Raw genomic sequence first — 20,071 nt, forward strand, 5'->3', positions numbered from 1 at the left:
TTAACAACTGTCAAAAGTAAAAGGAGAGTGTAGATTGGTTTTATTAGTATTAGTGCTTTTGGGTTTGCTCATTCTAATCTTAAAAAGGAAACAGAAAACTGCTAAAAAATCTGAAGGAAACGCCAAGAAAAGAAATTGGCTATTAATAGGTTGCTTATCCATAGTGATCCCAATGGTAATCTTCACAGTGTTCAGTCCGATTTTTTCTCTAATGGATATGTGGGGGCTGTTTGCCCATGCAAGTCGAACTGAGCTTGAGCAAGCTGTGCATCGTTCTTATCAAAACTACGGTCTTACAGGACAGTTTGAGTTAGAAAAATACGAGAAAAACTATACAAGCGTGGGAGGATTTATAATCCACGGTACCTACAGTGAAAATATAGCTGGAAAAACCTATCAGGCTAAAACTCGATTTAAATACTATACTCGCTTTTCGAAAAGTGAAACATATGGAAAGACAGATGCAGAGGTTGATTACAAAAATGGTAAAAAAATTTATGATGTTTTCCCAGAATTAGCCTATTTAGGGATTGAGGTTAGTCCAGGCACCAGCGAGTTTTTAAAAACACTGGACAGTTCAATCAAAGATCCTAAACTTCCTGATTTGAAGTATCAAGGTATTGGTTTTGAATTTAATAACCAATCTGATAATATCTATCTTTATAATGAAATATTGGAGGAAAATCAAAGCAAGGGCCAAGCTCTGCAAGGGATGTATCCAATGGATGCTCAATATCTTTTCCAAAAAGAGATTTTTATACCGACATTTGAATTTCAATATTTCGTTCCGAAGGAAAAAAGAGATCTCTTGTATGATGACTATCTAAAAGATCTTGAAAGGCTCATGAAGGAATTTTTTGCCAACCAATCCCTACCAAGAGGTCTTTATGCTGTAAAGATTGCTAAGTATGAAGAGGATAAACTTGTCAATGATAGTGGTGTTTACTATGTGAGGATTGATAATCAGCAAGTTGTAAAGCTGTTGCAAAAATTAGAGTAGGAGTTGCTAGGTCTAGTCCAGTTTTTTGTTCATAATTTCCAGTTGTGTCTGTTAAAATTTGATTTTCCCAGTGGACAATCGTCCACTTTTTTTATATAATAAAACTAAACCGAATTGGTTGAGTTTTAGAGGTGTAAGCTCAACCGTCGATTTGTTTTTCTAAGAGAGATATTCTCAATAAAGCATCACACTAGGGGGTGAATCATGTACCAACCAGAAAAACTCAAGGCTCGGAGAAAAGAGTTAAAATTGACACAGAAGGAAATTGCAGAGCAACTTGGGATCAGTTTTCAGGCTTACTCGGCTTGGGAACGTGGAATTAAGGAACCATCCAAGGAGAAGGTTGCCCAGCTAGAAAATATTTTAAAGGTAGCAAAGGGATATTTCACTCAGATCGAGATTGTTCGTCTCTACAATAGCCTCTCCAAGCAAGGGAAGGACAAGGTTGTGCTCTATGCTCGCAACCTAGCTCAAGAGGAACAAACACAGAAGGTGGCGACCATGCCAGAGCGCCTCTACGAGTATCGTGTCTATGAACGCATGTCAGCAGGGATCGGGGCTTCGGTATATGACGATAGAAATTTTGATACCGTTTACTTTAATGAAGAACTAGCCCACGATTTTGCTTCCTGGGTGGCTGGGGACTCCATGGAACCTAAATATCAAAATGGTTCCGTGGCTTTGATTCGAGAGACCGGATTTGATTATGATGGGGCGGTTTATGCAGTGGTTTGCAACAACCAGACCTATATCAAACGGGTTTATCGGGAGGAAGATGGCTTGCGTCTGGTCTCTATCAATCCTAAATACAAGGATATTTTCATCTCCTATGAGGAAGATCCTCGGATTGTGGGGATTATTGTTGGGAATTTTGTGCCGATGGAGGGTTAGCCTATGGGCTACTTTGATTATTCCAGAGAGCCCAAAAGTGATATTGCCTTTGTCGATATGAAATCTTTTTATGCCAGCGTTGAGTGTGTGAAACGGGGCTTGCATCCGCTGAAGACCTCGCTTTGTGTCATGAGTCGCGCGGATAATTCTACTGGCCTTATATTAGCTTCCTCTCCCATGTTTAAGAAGATTTTTGGCAAGTCCAATGTTGGCCGGGCCTATGATCTGCCTTTTGATATCAAAACGCGCAAATTTTCCTATTACAATGCTCGAAAGCAAGGCTTGCCTACTGACTTAGACTATGTTCGCTACATCGAAGATTGGGCTCAAGTGACTTTGGTTGTGCCACCTAGGATGGATGAATACATAGCGGTCAATATGGAAATCCAGCGAATCTTTCAAAACTATGGTAGTCCAGATGATATTTATCCCTACTCTATCGATGAGGGCTTTATCGATCTGACTAGTTCGCTCAACTATTTCATCCCAGACAAGAGTATCTCTCGCAAAGACAAGCTAGATATGCTTTCTGCTCGCATCCAGAGGGATATTTGGAGGCAGACAGGGATCTACTCTACAGTGGGTATGTCCAATGCCAACCCCTTACTGGCCAAGTTGGCTCTGGATAATGAGGCCAAGCACACTCCGACCATGAGGGCCAACTGGTCTTACCAGGATGTGGAAGAGAAGGTTTGGGCCATTCCCAAGATGACGGACTTTTGGGGGATTGGCAGGCGGATGGAGAAACGCTTGCATGCTCTGGGGATTTTTTCCATCAGAGAATTGGCCACCAGTAATCCAGACCAGCTACAGAAAACACTTGGTCAGGCTGGCCTGCGTTTGTGGTTTCATGCTAACGGGATTGATGAGAGCAATGTTCATAAGCCCTATAAAGCCAAGTCTCAAGGGTTAGGAAATTCTCAAATCTTGCCGAGAGACTACGTGAAGCTACGGGATATCGAAATTATTCTCCGAGAAATGGCGGAGCAGGTGGCTATTAGACTGAGAAGGGCGGGCAAGAAAACAACCCTTGTCTCTCTCTATGTTGGTTTCTCTAAACTGGAGGTCAGGTCGTCTATTCACACACAAATGAAGGTCGAACCGACCAATAATACAGCTATCTTAACGGATTATGTTTTGAAGCTATTTCATAATAAATACACTTCTGGAGCGATCAGAAGTGTCGGAGTCAACTATTCAGGATTTGTGGACGAGTCCTTTGGCTTGATCTCCCTCTTTGATGATGTTGACAAGTTAGAAAAAGAAGAAAGGCTCCAGACGGCTATTGATGCCATTCGGGAACAATTTGGTTTTACCTCCCTCTTAAAGGCCAATGCACTGGAAGAAGCCTCTAGGAGTCTTGCCAGAAGCAAGCTGATTGGGGGGCATTCTGCTGGAGGATTAGATGGACTAAAATGATTGATCGTTCTTATTTACCCTTTCCATCTGCGCGTGACTATCAAGATCCAGGGATGCAGAAGTGGATGGGCTTTTTCCTCTCAGAGCATACTAGTTCACTCGGTGAAGAAAGAAATCGGGTTGCTTTTTCGACGAGTTTGAATCCCGTTGAGAAGTTGCTCTTGCTTTCACAGCTTTATGTCGGGCAACTGAAGGGATGCTTTGTAGTCAAGGAAAGAAGGCATAAAACCACGATCATTGGTGAGGTAAGCGAATTATCACCTCAAACTCTATCTATTAGGACCAATGAGGGCTATAGGCTGGTAGAGGTAGTAGATGTCCTCGAAATTCGACTGTGGGAGGAGGGAGTGTATGACTAGAAAAGACTTGTATGAAAACAAACTGCAGATGGATTATTTTTCAGAAGCCTATATTCGTTTTGAAGAGGATTTTCAAAAATACTCTGCTATGAATGTGCCTTTGACTTTTTTGATCGATGACATCCTACGCACTATGGCGATGAATCAGAAAAACTACTTTGTCTTAAACAAGGAAAACGCCAAGGATGGGCGGGAGCATCGCTTTTATTTTAGGGTGGTGACGGAAAAAGAGTGTCCCAGAAATCGAACCTATGCATACGCTGGACTCAAAAATAGTAGTCAGTGACTAGGTGTAGAAGAGGGAAGTTTGATTTAGGAAAGATGGCTTGTGAACGTCAGAAGATCTCATGGTATTGGAATTCGAAACACCATCTTTTATCTGTGGAGTTCTTGCAGAAACTTATAATGGTAGTTCGGATGAGGTAAGACAAGAGGGACTCTCTTTTTTGGATGAGCGTTTATTTGAAAACGTGGTTGGATTTGAGAACAGCTATTCTCAATGATCATCTTATTTTATAGAGTCATACCAAAACATCCATGTATATTTGTGGATGTTTTTTAATTTTACAGATAGAAAAAGAGAAGACCAAATGGTCTTCTCAACGGGGGAACTGAATCATTAGAAAGAATCAATCAAAGAGGGTTATTAGTCTTTGAAATTCTTTTGGAAGATGAGGAGAGACAAGATAGAAGTAATGGCTGCCAAGAAGAGGAAGGCACTTGCTTCTTGTTCCCCAGTTGCAGGGAGTAGTCTTTCCTTGTCTTCTTTGACTGTAGCTGTAACAGGAGCTTTTTCATCTTTTGATGATGAATTATCTGTTACGGCTGGCGCAGGTTTTTCAGTCTCTCTTGGTAGAACATACTCAGGAAGAGTCACAACTGGTGGCGCTTCTGTTCCAACTGAGCTTTGTTTGCTACCTACCTCAATCACTCGATCTTGAGCTGGAGTTGCTTCTGTTTGGAGAACCTTGCGATTGTCACCGTCCACTTCAACATACTCGACTAAGAGACCGTCTTTCCCTTCTGATAGAACTTGCTCTTTTCCTTTGTCTAATTGTGGGTTTTCGCGACGAATCGTCTTGAACGGTACGACCTTATTGACGATTTCTAAGCTTGGAAGTGTAAAGACAAGGTCTTTAACCCCTTCCTCAGGACTTGAAGAAGTAATTGGTTTCTCAGGTTGCGCCGGTTTCTCAGGTTGAGTCGGCTTTTCAGGCTGAGCTGGCTTTTCAGGCTGAGCTGGCTTTTCCGGTTGCGCCGGTTTCTCAGGTTGAGCCGGTTTTTCCGGTTGCGCTGGAGTTTCCGGTTGAGCAGGTTTTTCCGGTTGCGCTGGAGTTTCCGGTTGAGCAGGTTTCTCAGGCTGAGCTGGTTTTTCAGGCTCAGCAGGTTTTTCCGGTTGAACTGGATTCTCAGGTTGCGCTGGAGTTTCCGGTTGCGCCGGTTGTTCAGGTTGAGCCGGTTTTTCCGGTTGAACTGGCTTTTCAGGTTGAGCGGGTTTTTCAGGTTGAGCCGGTTTTTCCGGTTGAACTGGAGTTTCCGGTTGCGCCGGTTGTTCAGGTTGCGCCGGTTTTTCCGGTTGAGTAGGTTTTTCAGGTTGAACTGGTTTTTCAGGTTCAGCAGGTTTCTCAGGCTGAGCTGCTTCGAGTTTGTTGATTTGTTCGAGAGCAGTTTTTAGCGCTTGATTGACTGCTTCCTGAGTTTTAGCTTCCTGGATGGCAGCAATGGCTTGGTCAGCAATTTCTAATAATTTCTTCTTAGCTTCCTTGTTGGATCCAAGCTCAGCGACTTTTTTCTCGATAGCTTTTGTCAAGCTGTCCATAGCCTTATCATACTCAATTTCCGGTTGTTTTGGTTGAGCTGGTTGCTCAGGCTGGCCAGGTTTCTCAGGTTGAACTGGATTCTCAGGTTGAGTTGGTTTTTCAGGCTGAACTGGTTTTTCAGGTTCAGCAGGTTTCTCAGGCTGAGCCGCTTCGAGTTTGTTGATTTGTTCGAGAGCAGTTTCTAGCGCTTTATTGACTGCTTCCTGAGTTTTAGCTTCTTGGATGGCAGCAATGGCTTGGTCAGCAATTGCTAATAATTTCTTCTTAGCTTCCTTGTTGGATCCAAGCTCAGCGACTTTTTTCTCGATAGCTTTTGCCAAGCTGTCCATAGCCTTATCGTACTCAATTTCCGGTTGTTTTGGTTCAGCTGGTTGATCAGGTTTAGAAGGTTCTTCAGGCTGTTCCGGTTGCTCTGGACTAGGTTCCTCTTGGCCTCTTTGATAGTTCTCATCCTTGGATAGGATATCTTGTAGGGCACTGACTGTCAACATGACATCCTGAACATCCACTGCATCAGCACTGAGTTGGTTTCTCAATTTTTCTAGATTTGCTTGGAAAGCTTGGCGTGCAGTGGCCGTATTTTTCAAGCCTGCTGGGTCAAAGTTGGACAGATCGTCTTTCCATTTAGAGATAGACTGGATGATATCTGCCTTGCTGTAGAGTTCGCTACCTTCGCCACGAGTGATGAATTGGTCTACCTGAATACCGATATTTTGAGACAGATCGTTTCGATCAGGATCTAGTTGAAGTGTGACTGCGTGCAAGTTTTCGTCCAGACCTTTTAGGCTAACCAGAGTTTGATTGCCTTGGCGTTGAGCTGCACGACCGCTAAAGTATTTCTTACCATCAATAGTTGAAGCATTTCCCATTCCATCTTGGTAAGGAACTTCTTTGCCATCTAAGAAGACTTTGTAGATACCATGATTTGGATCGACATAGCCCTTGATATCAAGTCCAGTACCGTAGAAGTAGGCTGTGACAGTTGTCTTTTTCTTTTGCTCATCAGTTAAGCGACCAAAGGAAGCCCAAGACTCAGTCTTTTGGTACTTGTCTGCCGAATTGGTTTCATGGTGCCAGCCAGGACTGTAATCCAACTGACTAGCTTGGTCATCATAACTTGTTTGGTCCTTGATTAGCAATTCGGCTTTCATCACTTGGATGGTTGCATCTGTAGCAAAACCGAGCAGGGCACCATCAGTGACAGAAGTGAGCTTGGCTTTGAAGTCAAAGACAGAGTCGGCCTGTTCTGTAAAGTCAATCGTTGGGATGGTAACAGTCTTTTCTGTTTCTCCATCTTTAAAGGTCACATCTTGAGTTGTATCTTGGTAAACTTTACCGTGAACTCCAGTTCCAGGTTCTGTGATGAAGCGAACAGTAGCAGCCCCCTTGCTTCCACCAACACGTTTAATCTTAACAGTGACTGGTTTTCCTTTTTCGACTTCGTAGTTGGTAGACTCAAGTTCAAACATCCCTTTGCTATCATTGTTTAGGGTGTAGATTCCTTCTGTAGCAATTGGTTCGCCTGTTTTGTTCACGAGGGTAATAGTGTGTTGGCCTGGTGCTAAATCGCCTGTCTCAAAGACTTTTTGGCTACGTTTACGGCTAGCATTCTTAGTTTGAACATCTGCAACCTTTTGACCATCAACGTAGACGGACATTTCTCCATGACCTGGATCGACCGTAGAGACGACATAGGCCTTGGTTCCTGTGAAGGAATAGCTTGCTTTGGCATCTTTTTGATTGGTCCACATAGAAGTGCCACGAACCCCTTCAGATTCATTGTACCAAGTTGTTCCGGCTGTATCCGCAGTTGTGTTTGAGTGGTATTCCAGTCCAAGAGGATAGCCATCAGTCTTTTCAATGCTGCTTGGTGTCTTGTAGACTGAGAAGTTAGTCAAGATTGGAGTTGCTTGAGCACCAGTGATGGTTACACGGATTTTTTGTGCTTCAACAGGCTTGCCTTGAACCAAGCGACGGTAACCAACGGTCGAACCTTCGCCGTATGTCACCCAACGTCCGTTGATTTCAACTTCAATCTTGAAACCAGAGATACGTTGACCTTTGGCGATATCTTCCTTGAGTTCAACGACGTCAAAGCGTCTCTTTTGCCCCAAATCGACTGTAAAGCTACCGGTTGTGGCATCATTTGAGAGCGCCCAGCTGGTGTCATCTTTACCGTCTGTGAGGTGGCTTTCCTTGTAAAGGTGGTTTTGACGAGTCGAACTTGCTGTTACGGTGGCACCTTTGGCAAAGTCAGTCGCATACATTTGATCTAGGGTTGCTTTGAATTCCTTCAAGCGAGCCACATCCGCATCTGCGAATTTTCCTTCTTTATTTGGTGGAATATTGAGAAGGAGTGGGGTTCCACGACCAACAGACTTGAAGTAGATGTCCATCAACTCTTTGAGTGATTTCGGCTGTTGATTGTCATGGTAGAACCAGCCCGAACGGATCGAAACATCAGCTTCCCCTACAGAGTACATATCACCATCAGGGTCACCATGGTTGAGGTATTCGTTTTTCACATCGTCTGTGATGTTGGCCCGTTTGACTTTATGCCATACAGGGTCACCTGCGATTCCCCGTTCATTTCCGATCCAGCGAACGCTTGTCGGTTGAGCAGAGAAGATAGCGATATCTCCTTCAGCTTCTTTGATGTATTTGAACCATTCATCAAAAGTGTAGGTCACTTTTTGGGCACCGCTACCACGCGCACCGTCCATCCAAACCTCGATAAATTTCCCTTTATTACCGTATTTTGGATTACCAAGGATTTCTTTCAGCTGGTTGAGATAGTATTGGTTGTATTCTTTTTCGGTTGCAACATGGTATTTTGGATGGTTGGCATCCCATGGTGACAAGTAAACACCCATGTTCATGTCGTATTTGCTAGCAGACTTGGAAACTTCTTCAAGAAGGTCACCCTTTCCATCTTTCCATGGGCTAGCAGCTACGGTATGGTTGGTGTACTTAGATGGATAAGCAACGAATCCGTCGTGGTGTTTAACAACCATAATGGTTCGTTTGAAGCCCGTTTCCTTCAGAGTGCGAATCCACTGGTCAGTATCCAAGTTGGTTGGATTGAAGTATCGGGGGTCTTCTTTCCCATTTCCCCATTCAGAATTGGTATAAGTGTTCATTCCGTAGTGGATGAAAGCTGCCAATTCTTCCTTGTGGTAATCGAGTTGAGCCTTGCTTGGAAGAGGTCCATGATTGCCAATCTCAGTTTCCTTATCTTCTGGATGAGCCACTGGTGGAGTCGGAGTCGTTGGATTAGCTGTATCAGCGACTGGCTCGTATTCAAAGACGACCTCATTCACCCCTTTTTGCTGGATCCTTGCTTCCAAGCTAGCCTTGACTGGACGGTAACCAGCAATGTCTTTTGCATGGAAGGTGTTGACAAAGGAAACGTCATACTCTTGGCCGTCATTGTTATCAACTGTCGCTTCCGCTAGTTCAGTAGTGGTTCCTTTTTGACGGTAGTAAACTTTGAAGGAGCCTTTGTTAACTTTATAGACCACCTTGATGACACGTGTACCGGCAGGCGCTTTGCTGACAACATTGTGATCTTCAGCCCAAGTACCTTTTAGTTGTTTATTGACCGCTACACCATCAATGGATACAATTTCGTATTTGTCTTTATTCTTCTGATAGAAGTCCGTTTTCTCGATTTCTTTTTTGAAATTATAGTCAAATGGCGAATCAACAGCTGTCTGTTCGATAAAGGTGTCATTATCTTTGACAGGATTTCCTTCTTCGTCTTCGTGTTGGATAACCACACGACCGTATTCAACTCCCTTGGTCAAGGTAGCAATCCCATCTTGGTTGAAGGAATATTCGTTGCTTCCGATCACAGCTTTCTCATTCCGAAGCATACGCCCCTCATCAGTAAAATAGTAACGATTTCCGTTATCACCTTGGTACCAGCCTTTCACACCATACTTGGCAATCATGTCCTTCACCCATTTCAGTTGTTCAGGTGAAAGGACGAGTCCGCCACCAAAGCGATCCTTTTCAGCCACACCATTGTCAACGGTTCCGTGTTGGTGAACCCCCAGAACTTTTCCTTGGCTATCGACAATCCCGCCACCAGACAAACCAGATACAGAAGTGGTTTTGTAGGTGATACCAGTCGTTCCCTTATCATCATAGGACTCAACAGATCGGATGGTCCCATCTGCCTTGTAAAGCTGACCAGCTAGGATAGGTTGTTTCAGTTCTTTTGAGCTCGAGTCAGTTGGGTAGCCAATCGTACTGATGGCTTCTCCCGGCTGATGCGTCTTGTAATCCGCTAAAGGTGCAAAGGTTGCTGCTTTGTTTGGACTGGCAATCGGAAGAGGAATAGGAGCTTCTACAAGAGCAAGGTCGTTCTTATAGCCTTTTCCAAACTCTTTCTTGTTCCAGAAATGGATATCTTTTTCTCTGAATAAAACCGTAGTTCCAGAAGATGGCAGTGAATTTTTCTTTTCGCTGTTTGAACCAACGTTATAGTAGAACTGGGCAGATTTTCCACCACGAATGTGACCCTCGCCAGTTTCTTTATTGGCCTCTAAGAAGTTATGAGCAACGGTAAGGATCAGGTTAGGTGCTACGAAGATACCTGAGCCTGAAACGAGGTAGCGTTGTTCCCCTGCATTGTAAGTGCTGTAAACCATAGTGGCAGCAGTAGCAGGTTGTCCCTCGTAGTTGATGTGTTTGAGGTCTTGTCCACCGTTAATGATGGCACGGTTTCCGTTCTCAGTTTCTTTTGGAGCTTCTTCCTTGTCCTTTAGAATGCTCTTAGTTTCTACTTTTGGACTAGCTTTCTGGTCAACGATAGTAGTCGTATCGAGTTCTTTGACAGGTGTGTCGGGATAGGCACGGTCCTGAATGTCTTCAGGGAGCAAGTCAGCACTGTTGGTATCGGCAGCAGGTGTTTCTTGTTTTTCAGCTTCTACACGACCTTCTTCTTTGACTGGTTCAGTCTTGGTCTCTTCTATATCTGCGACTTGTTTCATTTGCTGATCTAAATTGGATGTCGTGGCAGGAGACGTTTCGTCTGCACGCACGGTTCCAGAAGCAAAAAATGCCAGTCCCACGATAACAGACGCCACACCTACAGTCAACTTCCGAATGCTAAATGTTTGCCCTTTTTCAAAAAGGTATCGATTCATAATATACTCCTAGTTTTTAGAAAGGCAGTCAGCTACTGCCCAAGCCCAAGTCTGACTTGGTTACAACTTGATTTAATGAAAAACTCTCTGATAATTTGTAAGCCACCTTACCTCCTGTTTATAAAGCGCTTTCATTTTAAGATAAAAAAATTTAAAAGGTCATTTCTCCCTTAAAATGACTGAAAACTTTTAATATAACAAATATACTAAATTAATGAAAGAATTGCAATAGCAAAAAGCAAAAAAATAAATATAAATTAAAGAAAATCAGTTACTTTTTAAAGAAAAAACGCATCCTTTCAGGGCTCAAACTAAATGAAAGGATACGTTTTAAAAAGAAATTAAAGTATTTTTTGAAGAGACTCTTGGATGGTTTGGGGGTCTGTTTTAGAAGAGAAGCGCTCAAGGACTTGCCCATCTCGACCAATGAGAAACTTAGCAAAATTCCATTCGATTCGTTTTCCTAGCGGGCCAGATTTCTGGTCTTTTAGCCAAACATAAAGAGGATCTGCCTCCTTGCCGTTGACCTTGATCTTGGCAAAGCGAGGAAAAGTTGTCTGATAGTGTAGGCTACAGAAGCTATTGATTTCCTCTGCGCTGCCGGGTGCTTGTCCCATAAACTGATTGCAAGGGAAATCTAGGATTTCAAAGCCCTGATCTTGATAGCGTTCATAGAGTTCTTGAAGTCCCTGGTACTGGGGCGTTAAACCACATCCTGTAGCAGTGTTGACAATCAAGAGAACGTTACCACGATAGCTATCCAGGGGAGTTGCTTGATTATTTTGGTTTAAAACGGAAAAATCATATACACTGGTCATGAGGGCCTCTTTTCTTTTTCTACATTGTAACAGTTTTTACCTTTTTCGTCGAGTTGGATGGAAGATATTGTTGAAGAATAAGCCCTCAATATGATAGAAACCGTTTACAAATAACTTTAAAAATGATATGATTTAATTAAACCGGTTTACTCAGTTGCTATAAATCTCTAATTTGAGATTTAGTTCCTATTGATTTTACAATATGTTTATTGGAGTGTACACATGCAAACAAAAACAAAGAAGCTCATTGTGAGTTTGTCTTCACTTGTTTTATCGGGATTTTTATTAAACCATTATATGACAGTTGGAGCGGAAGAAACGACTACGAATACCATTCAGCAAAGCCAGAAGGAAATTCAGTATCAGCAAAGGGATACCAAAAATTTAGTTGAAAATGGTGATTTTAGTCAGACGGAGAACGGAAGCAGTCCTTGGACAGGAAGCAAAGCTAAGGGGTGGTCAGCTTGGGTAGACCAGAAGAATAGTTCTTCAGGTGCCTCAACTCGAGTCATTGAAGCCAAGGATGGGGCTGTCACTATCTCAAGTTCTGAGAAACTAAGGGCAGTAGTTCACCGTATGGTCCCTATTGAAGCTAAGAAAAAGTATAAACTGCGTTTCAAGATTAAAACAGATAATAAAGTCGGGATTGCCAAGGTTCGTATCATTGAGGAAAGTGGTAAGGACAAGCAATTGTGGAATTCTGCAACGACGTCAGGAACAAAGGACTGGCAGACCATTGAAGCAGACTATAGCCCGACTTTAGATGTTGATAAAATCAAGCTGGAGTTATTCTATGAAACGGGAACAGGGACTGTTTCCTTTAAGGATATTGAGCTAGTAGAGGTAGCAGACCAGCCTTCTGAGGATTCTCAAACAGATAAACAGCTTGAGGAAAAGATTGATTTACCAATTGGGAAAAAACATGTTTTTGCTCTTGCGGACTATACTTATAAGGTAGAAAATCCTGACGTTGCTTCAGTCAAAAATGGAATTTTAGAACCTCTTAAGGAAGGGACAACCAATGTCATTGTCAGTAAAGATGGCAAGGAAGTGAAAAAGATTCCTTTGAAGATTCTAGCCTCTGTTAAGGATGCATACACAGATCGTTTGGATGACTGGAATGGCATCATCGCTGGGAATCAATACTATGATTCTAAAAATGAACAGATGGCCAAATTAAACCAGGAACTGGAAGGAAAGGTAGCTGATAGCCTATCCAGTATTTCAAGTCAGGCGGACCGCACCTATTTGTGGGAAAAATTTTCAAATTATAAAACGTCTGCGAATCTGACTGCCACTTATCGGAAATTAGAGGAGATGGCCAAGCAAGTGACCAATCCTTCTTCTCGTTATTATCAAGATGAAACCGTCATTCGAACAGTTAGGGATTCCATGGAATGGATGCATAAACATGTCTACAATAGTGAAAAGAGCATTGTTGGGAACTGGTGGGATTATGAAATCGGTACACCTCGTGCCATCAACAATACCTTGTCTCTGATGAAAAAATACTTCTCTGATGAGGAAATTAAAAAATATACAGATGTGATTGAAAAATTTGTACCAGATCCCGAACATTTCCGAAAGACGACTGATAACCCATTTAAGGCCCTAGGTGGAAACTTAGTGGATATGGGAAGGGTAAAAGTGATAGCTGGTTTACTGCGCAAGGATGATCAAGAAATTTCTTCTACCATTCGTTCGATTGAGCAAGTGTTTAAGTTGGTAGACCAAGGTGAAGGTTTTTATCAGGATGGATCTTATATTGACCATACCAATGTTGCTTATACGGGTGCTTATGGAAATGTCTTGATTGATGGCCTGTCTCAACTGTTGCCAGTCATTCAAAAGACCAAGAGTCCAATCGATAAAGATAAAATGCAAACTATGTACCACTGGATTGATAAATCGTTTGCTCCTTTGCTGGTGAATGGAGAGCTGATGGACATGAGTCGTGGCCGCTCTATCAGTCGTGCAAATAGCGAGGGGCATGTGGCCGCAGTAGAAGTACTAAGAGGGATTCACCGGATAGCGGATATGTCTGAAGGAGAAACCAAACAACGGTTGCAGAGTCTTGTGAAGACCATTGTTCAATCGGATAGTTATTATGATGTCTTTAAGAATTTGAAGACTTATAAGGATATCAGTTTGATGCAATCCTTGTTAAGTGATGCTGGAGTCGCAAGTGTTCCAAGAACAAGTTACCTATCTGCCTTTAATAAGATGGATAAAACAGCTATGTACAATGCAGAGAAAGGATTTGGATTTGGCTTGTCACTCTTTTCCAGTCGTACCTTGAATTACGAACACATGAACAAGGAAAACAAATGTGGTTGGTATACAAGTGATGGGATGTTCTATCTTTACAATGGCGATTTGAGTCACTATAGCGATGGCTACTGGCCAACAGTTAATCCCTATAAGATGCCTGGTACGACAGAGACGGACGCTAAGAGATTGGATAGCGATACAGGTAAAGTCCTACCGTCTGCTTTCGTTGGAACGAGCAAACTAGATGAGACCAATGCAACAGCAACCATGGATTTCACCAACTGGAATCAAACATTGACTGCTCATAAGAGCTGGTTTATGCTGAAGGATAAGATTGCCTTTTTAGGAAGCAATATCCAGAACACTTCAACAGATACTGCTGCAACTACAATTGACCAGAGAAAACTGGAATCAAGTGATCCATATAAAGTCTATGTCAATGATAAAGAAGCCTCCCTCACAGAACAAGAAAAGGATTATCCTGAAACTCAAAGTGTCTTTTTAGAATCGTCCAATTCGAAAAAGAATATTGGTTACTTTTTCTTTAAGAAGAGTTCAATCAGTATGAGTAAGGCTGTCCAAAAGGGATCTTGGAAGGATATCAATGAAGGACAGTCAGACAAGGAAGTCGAAAATGAATTTCTTACGATTAGTCAGGCTCATAAGCAAAATGGAGATTCTTATGGCTATATGCTCATCCCTAACGTGGATCGTGCCACCTTCAATCAAATGGTAAAAGAGTTAGAAAGTAGCCTCATCGATAACAATGAGACCCTTCAGTCTGTTTATGATGCCAAACAAGGAGTTTGGGGCATTGTGAAATATGATGATTCTGTCTCTACTATTTCCAACCAATTCCAAGTCTTGAAACGTGGAGTCTATACTATTCGAAAAGAAGGGGATGACTATAAGGTTGCCTACTACAATCCTGAAACCCAGGAATCAGCGCCAGATCAGGAAGTCTTTAAAAAGTTAGAACAAGCAGCTCAGCCACAAACTCAGGATTCAAAAGAAAAGGAAAAATCTGAAGAAGAAAAGAACCATTCGGATCAAAAGAATCTCCCTCATACAGGAGAAGGTCAGTCAATCTTGGCAAGTCTAGGGCTCTTGCTACTTGGGGCGGTTTATCTGTTCCGCAGAGGAAAGAACAACTGATTTGTTCATCATCTAGATGAATCACATGAAACTGTGGAAAATAGAAAAAATCCGAAGAAGGTCAAACATCTTCGGATTTTTCTTTTAAAAAAGGATAAGTTAACACTTATCCTTTTTCACTTCATTTTATCTGAGTGTAACATACTGTTGGGCAATCTCGCTGATGCGGTCAAAGTCGCCTTGGGAAGCGAGTTTATTGAGTTCGCCACCAATTCCAACGGCGTCTGCACCAGCAGCGAACCATTGAGGAATGTTATTTAGGCCGACTCCTCCGGTTACCATTACGGAAACTTGTGGGATTGGCGCCTTGACTGCAGAGATATATGATGGACTGAGAGCACTACCTGGGAAGAGTTTGATGATTTCACTACCGGCTTCAAGTGCAGTCGTTATCTCTGTGAGGGTAATACAGCCTGGAATGTACGGTGTGCTGTAAAGATTGCACATTTTTGCAGTTTCAGCATGGAAAGATGGAGAAACAACGTAATTTGCTCCGGCTAGAATGGCATCTCTAGCAGTTACGGCATCAAGCACAGTACCTGCACCGATACAAACACTCTGATCGTCCTGATACAAGTCTACAAGTTCCTTGATGATTTGCCCTGCATACTGATTGGTATAGGCAATTTCAATAGCTTTGATACCGCCCTTGATACAAGCAATCGAGGCTTGTAGTCCTTCTTCCTTTGTATTTCCTCGAATGACAGCGACAATTTTTTGTTTTTTTAGTTCAATAATCGTATCTGATTTGGTCATGTAATTCTCCTAACGAATGATATCTTGTGCATTTTCCAGTAATTTTTCAATACTAGCTGCGGGAGTGGAGAGATGGTCTCCTGGAAGAGTACATTTGAGAGTTGCGCTCGCAACTGCAAAGTCAATGCTAGTTTTTAGGGAGGAATGATGGAGTAGTTGGTAAAGGGCACCAGAGATAAAGGCATCCCCGCTACCAACTCGTTGATAGACTGCAGTTTTTAGTTGGACAGACTCTTCAAATCGTTCTCCCAGAGCATAGGCTTGATAGACATTTTTGTCTTGCTCATCACTAGAGCGGAGGGTATGGAAAATGGCCTTGAAACCATAGGTTTTTTTTAAAAGTTGCATGCGATTTTCCACCTCTTTTAGACTAGCTCTGTCTCTTGGGAACATCTCTAGATTTTGGTCATCAATCATGAGAGGATCAATACCAAAGCAATAATCAGCGAAACGAGCAAACTTAGAAAATTCATACTTAGCTTCTAGGACTGAAATCATCTTTGTTCTCAGATTGAGATCCATTGAAACGATAATCCCTCGGCGCTTGGCTTCTTCCAAGAGTAGGAGAAGGAGCGTACGAACCTCTTGACCGATAGCTACGGTGATTCCACTAAAATGAAAATGGCTAATCCCCTGAAAGAGAGAATCCATATCTAGCATGTTTGGCCGAATCTGGCTGATACTCGTATGCTTACGATCGTAGAAAACTTCACTTTGACGACAACCAAAGCCGTTCTCCAAATAGTAGAGGCCGATTCGATCGCCAAGCCGATAGATTGAACTGGTATCGATTTGGTGCTGTTTCAAGAATGTAATAAAACGATCTCCAATCTCGTTGGCAGGGAGTGCGGTAAAGACTTTCGTTGAGATACCCAGGGCTTGCAAATTACAAGCGATATTAATTTCTGATCCGCCAAAATAAGTCGAACTGGCAACATGATCGCCGATACTGGTGGCATCTAATGGTGAGATTCGAATTAATGGTTCGCCAAACAGTAAGATTTTCGTCATCCATTAGTTCCTTTCTGGTTTAGAATAGCTTTACTTGGCTAATACTTCTTTCAAATAAGCAGCGACTTCATCATCTTGGCAGTTTTCAAAGAAGTATTCTTGGAAGTATTTGCCAGAGATGGTGTCTTTGAGGAAGTCTTGGTCGATTGTTTTAAGGATGGTTATCAAATCATTGTGGGTGATTTGTTTCACCTCGTTTAAGATACGAGCGTTGCGTTGTTCAGGGATTACACGTTCTCTTGGGTAGCCACCGCCCATTTCTTCAGCAAATAAGCGTTCAAACATCAATTTGAGGGTCAGTTCTGCCCCCCAGCCAAATCCTTTGGCATAAGGGATAGACAAGGCGTTACCACCATTGATTTGAGAATAAAGGTAAGCGTCAGTTGGGTCCACTGCTAGACCACAGACAACACCCGGGAAGCTGTTCAAAGCAAGCATAGCCCCTACACCTGTACCACAGCCGGTAACAACAAAGTCGACTGCTTTTGTATTTAAAAGGATAGCAGCCATTAGTCCGTTTTGTACGTATGTTAATGGATTTTCACCTTCTTCTCCACGCATACCATAGTTAAATAATTGGTAGCCTTTTTTATCTGTTGCTTCTTTCAGACTATCGTAAATAATGTGATTCTTGCTAGCCTGACTATTTTCATTGATTAATGCGATTTTCATAAGATCTTCTTTCTATTGTTACTCAGGTTGTTTTCCGATGTAGGCTAAGATACCGCCATCTACATATAGGATGTGGCCATTGACAAAATTGCTGGCATCACTAGCGAGAAAGACAGCAGGGCCCATCAAATCTTCAGGATTTCCCCAACGTGCAGCAGGTGTTTTTGCAATGATGAACTGGTCAAATGGGTGGCGAGAACCATCTTCTTGCAACTCACGAAGAGGTGCTGTTTGAGGAGTGGCAATATAACCCGGTCCAATTCCGTTACATTGGATATTGGCTCCACCGTATTCAGACGCAATGTTGCGGGTCAACATTTTCAAGCCCCCTTTAGCGGCAGCATAAGCGCTAACTGTTTCACGTCCCAGTTCGCTCATCATCGAACAAATATTGATAATCTTTCCATGCCCTTTCTTTATCATAGAAGGAATAACTGCCTTTGAAACGATAAATGGTGCGTTTAAGTCAATATCGATGACCTTACGGAAATCAGCGGCGCTCATTTCGCACATTGGAACTCGGCGGATAATACCAGCATTATTAACGAGGATGTCAATGACACCAACCTCTTGTTCGATTTGCTTGACCATGGCTTGGATACCGTTCTCGTCTGTCACGTCACAGACATATCCATAGGCTTCTATGCCAACTTCACGATAAGCTTCAATCCCTTTATTGACCAGGTCTTGGTTGATATCGTTAAAGACAATAGTAGCGCCGGCCTCAGCGTAGGATTTGGCAATAGCAAATCCAATTCCATAAGAAGCGCCGGTGATGAGAGCGACTTTTCCTTTTAAAGAAAACTGCTCAATTGAGAATGATGTATTTGTCATTTGATACTTCCTTTCAAATTTGTTAAGACTTCTCTATAACCAAATTATATTCTAGTAAACCGGTTTTGTCAACAATTAAATATTTTTATTTCTAAAAATCTTTGTTTTCCTAAAAAAACGGAAGATTTTGAAATTTCTGTCTATTGTAATGGTTAAATAAACAATGAAAGCGCTAATATTTTTTTTAAAAAACTATTGACAAGATAAAAATAAAGGGTTACAATGGGAAATGTAAAGTAAACCGGTAAACTCAAACAAGAAAGGAGAAAAGATGAAAATTGTACTTGTAGGGCATGGACATTTTGCCACAGGGATTTATAGTTCTTTACAATTGATTGCAGGCGATCAAGAAAATGTGGAGGCGATTGACTTTGTGGAAGGAATGTCAGCAGATGAACTCAAGCAAAAAATCTTACTTGCAATTTCAACTGAAGAAGAAGTTTTAATCCTAAGTGACCTCTTGGGAGGAACACCATTCAAGGTTTCTTCTACTATAATGGGAGAAAATCCAGCCAAAACAATGAATGTTCTCTCGGGTTTGAACTTAGCCATGTTAATGGAAGCAGTCTTTGCTAGAATGGCTCATAGCTTTGATGAGGTTGTTAATAAATCAGTAGTGGCGGCCCAGGGCGGAGTCGTAAATGGTAAAGAATTGTTTTCAACGGATGCAGAGGCAGAGGAAGAAGATTTCGAATCGGGTATTTAAAGGGTAAAAGAATGATAAAAAAGGTTACGATTGAAGAAATAAAATCGCCTGAGCGCTTCTTAGAAGTACCACTTCTGACGAAAGAAGAAGTCGGCCAGGCAATTGATAAGGTTATTCGGCAGTTAGAACTCAACCTTGACTATTTCAAGGAAGATTTCCCGACGCCAGCTACCTTTAATAATGTCTATCCAATCATGGATAACACGGAATGGACCAATGGTTTCTGGACAGGAGAACTGTGGTTGGCTTATGAATACAGTCAACAGGATGCATTTAAAAACATCGCTCATAAAAATGTTCTTTCTTTCCTGGATCGTATTAATAAGAGAGTAGAATTGGACCACCATGATCTCGGTTTCTTATACACACCATCTTGTATGGCTGAATATAAGATAAATGGAAATGGAGAGGCTAGAGAAGCGGCCTTGAAAGCTGCAGATAAGTTGATTGAACGCTATCAAGAAAAAGGTGGCTTTATTCAAGCTTGGGGAGATTTGGGCAAGAAAGAGCATTACCGTTTGATTATCGATTGCTTGCTCAACATTCAACTCTTGTTCTTTGCTTATCAAGAAACAGGCAATCAAAAATACTACGATATTGCAGAAAGTCATTTCTATGCTTCAGCTAATAATGTAATCCGTGATGACGCTTCGTCCTTCCACACCTTCTATTTTGATCCTGAGACAGGTCAACCCCTTAAAGGTGTAACGAGACAAGGGTATAGTGATGATTCATGCTGGGCACGTGGTCAATCATGGGGAGTCTATGGTATTCCTTTGACTTATCGTTATCTGAAAGACGAGTCCTGCTTTGACTTGTTTAAGGGTGTAACCAATTATTTCTTGAATCGTCTGCCAAAAGATCATGTTTCTTATTGGGATTTGATTTTTAATGATGGTAGTGATCAATCACGAGATTCTTCAGCAACAGCTATCGCCGTCTGTGGGATTCATGAAATGTTAAAACATCTCCCAGAGGTGGATGCTGACAAAGATATTTATAAACATGCTATGCATGCCATGCTTCGTTCCTTGATCGAACATTATGCAAATGATCAATTTACCCCTGGTGGGACAAGTCTCCTCCACGGTGTGTACTCATGGCATTCAGGTAAAGGAGTGGATGAAGGCAATATCTGGGGTGACTACTATTACCTAGAAGCGCTTATCCGTTTCTACAAAGACTGGAACCTATATTGGTAGGAGG

15 protein-coding genes are annotated in these 20,071 nt (G+C 42.1%); 9 read left to right on the plus strand and 6 right to left on the minus strand.

Translation table 11 applies throughout. The features are described 5' to 3' along the window. The first annotated feature begins 34 nt into the window (after positions 1–34). From DG474_RS01635 to DG474_RS01660, 6 genes are all read left to right on the plus strand, one after another. Positions 35–1,000, plus strand: coding sequence for a hypothetical protein (locus DG474_RS01635; protein WP_000243694.1), 966 nt, complete (start codon positions 35–37; stop codon positions 998–1,000). A 204-nt stretch (positions 1,001–1,204) separates the two neighbouring features. Beyond that, positions 1,205–1,891: an XRE family transcriptional regulator gene (locus tag DG474_RS01640; RefSeq protein ID WP_000284670.1), complete on the plus strand. Its 687-nt coding sequence runs from the start codon at positions 1,205–1,207 to the stop codon at positions 1,889–1,891. 3 nt (positions 1,892–1,894) lie between these two features. Beyond that, positions 1,895–3,310 (plus strand): Y-family DNA polymerase, encoded by a 1,416-nt coding sequence (locus DG474_RS01645; RefSeq protein ID WP_000540275.1) that lies wholly within the window; start codon positions 1,895–1,897, stop codon positions 3,308–3,310. Beyond that, entirely contained in the window at positions 3,307–3,669 is a 363-nt protein-coding gene (locus DG474_RS01650; RefSeq protein WP_000567204.1) for a hypothetical protein, read from the plus strand. The genes DG474_RS01645 and DG474_RS01650 overlap by 4 nt, the downstream gene beginning before the upstream one ends. Beyond that, on the plus strand, positions 3,662–3,955 hold the full coding sequence (locus DG474_RS01655; RefSeq protein WP_000196988.1) for a DUF5960 family protein: 294 nt from the start codon (positions 3,662–3,664) through the stop codon (positions 3,953–3,955). Before DG474_RS01650 ends, DG474_RS01655 begins: the two co-directional genes overlap by 8 nt. A 61-nt stretch (positions 3,956–4,016) precedes the next feature. Further along, a complete protein-coding gene (locus tag DG474_RS01660; protein WP_000242235.1) occupies positions 4,017–4,172 on the plus strand; it encodes a hypothetical protein in 156 nt (51 codons plus the stop codon). Between the two features lie 143 nt (positions 4,173–4,315). Here the strand turns inward: DG474_RS01660 and DG474_RS01665 are convergent, their stop codons facing one another. After that, positions 4,316–10,642 (minus strand): alpha-L-fucosidase, encoded by a 6,327-nt coding sequence (locus tag DG474_RS01665; RefSeq protein WP_255778502.1) that lies wholly within the window; start codon positions 10,640–10,642, stop codon positions 4,316–4,318. A 341-nt stretch (positions 10,643–10,983) separates the two neighbouring features. Beyond that, entirely contained in the window at positions 10,984–11,460 is a 477-nt protein-coding gene (locus DG474_RS01670) for a glutathione peroxidase (protein ID WP_255778503.1), read from the minus strand. A gap of 222 nt (positions 11,461–11,682) precedes the next feature. Between DG474_RS01670 and DG474_RS01675 the strand changes: the two genes are divergently transcribed. Then, positions 11,683–14,886 carry an LPXTG-anchored hyaluronate lyase gene (locus DG474_RS01675; RefSeq protein WP_255778504.1) on the plus strand — a complete coding sequence of 1,068 codons (3,204 nt, stop codon included), beginning with the start codon at positions 11,683–11,685 and terminating at the stop codon, positions 14,884–14,886. Between the two features lie 126 nt (positions 14,887–15,012). Here DG474_RS01675 and DG474_RS01680 read toward each other — a convergent pair whose 3' ends face one another. From DG474_RS01680 to DG474_RS01695, 4 genes are read right to left on the minus strand one after another with little or no spacing between them, the layout of a single operon-like run. After that, on the minus strand, positions 15,013–15,642 hold the full coding sequence (locus DG474_RS01680) for a bifunctional 4-hydroxy-2-oxoglutarate aldolase/2-dehydro-3-deoxy-phosphogluconate aldolase (RefSeq protein ID WP_000167290.1): 630 nt from the start codon (positions 15,640–15,642) through the stop codon (positions 15,013–15,015). Between the two features lie 9 nt (positions 15,643–15,651). Further along, a complete protein-coding gene (locus DG474_RS01685; RefSeq protein ID WP_000161467.1) occupies positions 15,652–16,653 on the minus strand; it encodes a sugar kinase in 1,002 nt (333 codons plus the stop codon). Between the two features lie 30 nt (positions 16,654–16,683). Next, complete coding sequence (locus DG474_RS01690; RefSeq protein ID WP_000684780.1) at positions 16,684–17,325, minus strand: RpiB/LacA/LacB family sugar-phosphate isomerase; 642 nt, start codon at positions 17,323–17,325, stop codon at positions 16,684–16,686. Positions 17,326–17,343: 18 nt separating this feature from the next. Next, entirely contained in the window at positions 17,344–18,159 is an 816-nt protein-coding gene (locus DG474_RS01695; RefSeq protein ID WP_255778508.1) for a gluconate 5-dehydrogenase, read from the minus strand. 271 nt (positions 18,160–18,430) lie between these two features. Here DG474_RS01695 and DG474_RS01700 point away from each other — a divergent pair, with 271 nt between their 5' ends. Both DG474_RS01700 and DG474_RS01705 read left to right on the plus strand, forming a co-directional pair. Then, positions 18,431–18,865, plus strand: a complete 435-nt coding sequence (locus DG474_RS01700; protein WP_255778510.1) for a PTS sugar transporter subunit IIA — start codon at positions 18,431–18,433, stop codon at positions 18,863–18,865. Between the two features lie 11 nt (positions 18,866–18,876). Continuing rightward, a complete protein-coding gene (locus DG474_RS01705; protein ID WP_255778513.1) occupies positions 18,877–20,067 on the plus strand; it encodes a glycoside hydrolase family 88 protein in 1,191 nt (396 codons plus the stop codon). Positions 20,068–20,071 lie beyond the last annotated feature (4 nt).

The sequence above is a fragment of the Streptococcus oralis genome (assembly GCF_024399415.1).
Classification (GTDB): Bacteria; Bacillota; Bacilli; order Lactobacillales; family Streptococcaceae; genus Streptococcus; species Streptococcus oralis_CS.